This is a genomic window from uncultured Thiodictyon sp. (genome assembly GCF_903828115.1).
Taxonomy (GTDB): Bacteria; Pseudomonadota; Gammaproteobacteria; order Chromatiales; family Chromatiaceae; genus Thiodictyon.
The window spans coordinates 1-2,805 of the sequence record NZ_CAIKKU010000448.1 but is presented as its reverse complement, the minus strand read 5'-3'; the positions used below and the strand labels follow the sequence as shown (position 1 = coordinate 2,805).

Genomic DNA, 2,805 nt, shown 5'->3' with positions numbered 1-2,805 from the left:
GCTTGTGCTATTGGCCAGGCATGTTGGGGAAAAAGCCTCTGAAAAGGGCGCATCCCTGGCGTGTAGGTGCGGAGAACTGACCTAAGACTGGGCTAAATCGGGAACGGCTAATATTAGGGATTTTTGATGCAATTGCCCTGTTCGAGGGCCTGACAGGGTGCGCAACGGGTCGCGTTGGGCACATACCGCAAGCGCTTCGCGGGAATCACGTTACCACAGTCACGGCACGATTCGCGGCCGACGGCCAGGCCCGCGTGTTTGCGGATTGCCGCGATCGCCAGTTCGGTCACCTGGTCGATACGAAACTGCGCCAGATCGAGTTCGTCAGCAAAGCGTTCCACTGGTGTTACCTCCGGATGAGTCGTTGCAGTGCTCGATCATCGCAGACGGATGTGACACCGGGATGACTTGGCCGGGTGCGATCAGAGCTGATGTGGTGACCGAGATCCCGGGTACGCGGTCGTTGTCGTTGTCGTTGTCGTAGTCGTAGTCGTAGTCACAGTCGAACAATCCGACCACGATCACGACAACGACAACGACAACGACAACGACGCCCGGTCCGTGGGAACGTTCGGTCGCTGTAGGGTACGCATCGCGTACCATACGAGATGTACGTTAATACATCAGTTCTGATCGCACCCGGATCCCAGGCCCGCCCTTGCACCGGCGCGGCCCTTGGGCCCAAATGCAGCGAAACAGCCCCGCCGCCAACCGGAGGACCCCATGACGCAGCCTGATCCCCAAGGCGATTCCCGCCCAAGCACCGAGCGCTCCGTGCTCATCACCGGCTGCTCCAGCGGCATCGGCTACATCTGCGCCCACGGGCTCGCCCGGCGCGGCTGGCGGGTCATCGCCTCCGCCCGCCGGGCCGCGGACGTGGCGCGGCTCCAGGGCGAGGGGCTGACGGCCGTCCGGCTGGATCTGGACGACCCGGACTCGATCGGCCAGGCCCTGGCGCAGACCCTCGACCTCACCGGCGGGACCCTGGACGCGCTCTTCAACAACGGCGCCTACGGCCTGCCGGGCGCGGTCGAGGACCTGACCCGGGCGGCCCTGCGCGCCCAACTGGAGACCAACCTGCTCGGCTGTCATGACCTGACCTGTCGGGTCATCCCCATCATGCGCCGTCAGGGCCACGGGCGCATCGTGCAGAACAGCTCCATCCTGGGCCTGATGGCCCTACCCTACCGGGGCGCCTATGTGGCGAGCAAGTTCGCGCTGGAGGGCCTGACCGACACCCTGCGCCTGGAACTGGCCGGCAGCGGCATCGCGGTCTGCCTGATCGAACCCGGTCCCATCCTCTCGCGCTTCCGGGAGAACGCCCACCGCGCCTTCAAGGCCCACATCGACACCGAGCACAGCGTCCACCACGACGCCTACCGCCAGGCCGAGGCGCGGCTCACCAAGGAGGGCCCGGTACTGCCCTTCACCCTGCCGCCGGAGGCGGTGCTCAAGCAACTCATCCACGCACTGGAAAGCCGGCGCCCCCACCCACGCTATTACGTGACCGTCCCCACCCACCTGATCGGCGTCCTGCGCCGCGTGCTCGGCACCCGGGCACTGGACTGGGTGCTGACGCGCATCTCCGGCGGAGGGGCACGGTGAGCGACGAACTCTGGCCCTCCCCCGCCTACAGCCGCCAGGTCGAGCGCCTGCGCGCCGCCATCGGCGAGACCATCTATCTCGCGGAGCTGGCCGACAGCGAGGTCCAGTTGGCCGTGCGCTTGACCGACCGCCCCTTCGTGCTGCTCGGGATCATCGAATTCCCGCGCCCGGACCCGGTCCGCGGCCTCACCCCGCACCTGATCCTGCTCGACGACGGGCGCGGCGTAAACCTCGGGCGCATCGCCCGCATCACCCGCCGGCCCTTCAGCCCGGCACCGGCCGATCTGCTGTATCTGGACACCGAGGCCCACGAGAACCTGCTGTTCAGCGAGCGGCGCCTGACGGCGGACTTCATCGCGCAGCGCTCCCGCGCGGTGCTGGGGCAATGCCTCGGCAAGCCGGCGGCCCCTGCGCTCGCAGGACCGGGCGACCCTTCGGCCGGCCGCCTGAGCGGACCGGCGGGCGAGGATGCGCCGTAGGATGGGTAGAGCGCAGCGAAACCCATCCTCTTACCCGCAGCCAAGGACCGCGCAAACCGACCAAAAGGGCCAAAACCGCGTCGAGCGAATGGCCGAGAGCGGTTGATCTTGCATGATGGACTCGACGGCCGGCGCGCCTTTGAGCATTTGGATGCCTTCGGCCGTCGTCTCGACCGCCACCGTCCCGAGTACCGTGGCGCCGCCGATCCGCCGACCGCCGTAGCGCTCCAGGATGGCGTCGATGGCCGGGAATGCCTCCTGCGCCGCGGCACGCTGGCGCTCCTGCATCGCCCGACGCGCCTCCCGGGAAGGTCGCTGCCCCTGACCGACCGCACGGCTGGCCTTGGAGAGGAGCAGCACGGCACGGATCAACCCCGGCCCCGAGACACCCATCGGGGGACCCTGGTCCGCAGCGGCGAGCTTGCTGTCGACTGTGGACATGGCTGAAAGCCGATGATCTGACATGGTCACTCCAGCGCCGAGCAGAATGGCCCGGACCGGGCGCGGTCCGGCCCTAGGATCGGTGTGCATTCATTTCCTTGGCCCTCGGCGGACTTCGCGGACTCGGTTACACATGATACCGCGAAAAGCGAAGGGATGGACTTGGCCGCCGGGTCGGGGGCAAGAATCCACGCCACCCCTTAGATCAAGGTGTCGAGGTGGGGATGATCGCGTGTTGCCTCAGGGGCGTTCCTGCCGGAGGCGTCGGTCCGCACAGCGG

5 protein-coding genes are annotated in these 2,805 nt (G+C 67.4%); 2 read left to right on the top strand and 3 right to left on the bottom strand.

The window, feature by feature from the left end; all coding sequences use genetic code 11:
• Positions 1 to 113: 113 nt before the first annotated feature.
• The gene (locus QZY48_RS16455) at positions 114 to 341 is read right to left on the bottom strand and encodes a TraR/DksA C4-type zinc finger protein (protein WP_295432854.1); all 228 of its coding nucleotides are present in this window, start codon (positions 339 to 341) and stop codon (positions 114 to 116) included.
• Positions 325 to 519 carry a hypothetical protein gene (locus QZY48_RS16450; RefSeq protein ID WP_295432851.1) on the bottom strand — a complete coding sequence of 65 codons (195 nt, stop codon included), beginning with the start codon at positions 517 to 519 and terminating at the stop codon, positions 325 to 327. The genes QZY48_RS16455 and QZY48_RS16450 overlap by 17 nt, the downstream gene beginning before the upstream one ends.
• Before the next feature lie 204 nt (positions 520 to 723).
• Here QZY48_RS16450 and QZY48_RS16445 point away from each other — a divergent pair, with 204 nt between their 5' ends.
• Both QZY48_RS16445 and QZY48_RS16440 read left to right on the top strand, forming a co-directional pair.
• Positions 724 to 1,605 (top strand): SDR family oxidoreductase, encoded by an 882-nt coding sequence (locus tag QZY48_RS16445; RefSeq protein WP_295432847.1) that lies wholly within the window; start codon positions 724 to 726, stop codon positions 1,603 to 1,605.
• A complete protein-coding gene (locus QZY48_RS16440) occupies positions 1,602 to 2,084 on the top strand; it encodes a hypothetical protein (RefSeq protein ID WP_295432845.1) in 483 nt (160 codons plus the stop codon). Before QZY48_RS16445 ends, QZY48_RS16440 begins: the two co-directional genes overlap by 4 nt.
• Positions 2,085 to 2,114: 30 nt before the next feature.
• On the opposite strand, the gene QZY48_RS16435 is transcribed toward QZY48_RS16440, so the two are convergent.
• The gene (locus QZY48_RS16435; protein WP_295432843.1) at positions 2,115 to 2,525 is read right to left on the bottom strand and encodes a hypothetical protein; all 411 of its coding nucleotides are present in this window, start codon (positions 2,523 to 2,525) and stop codon (positions 2,115 to 2,117) included.
• Between the last annotated feature and the right edge of the window lie 280 nt (positions 2,526 to 2,805).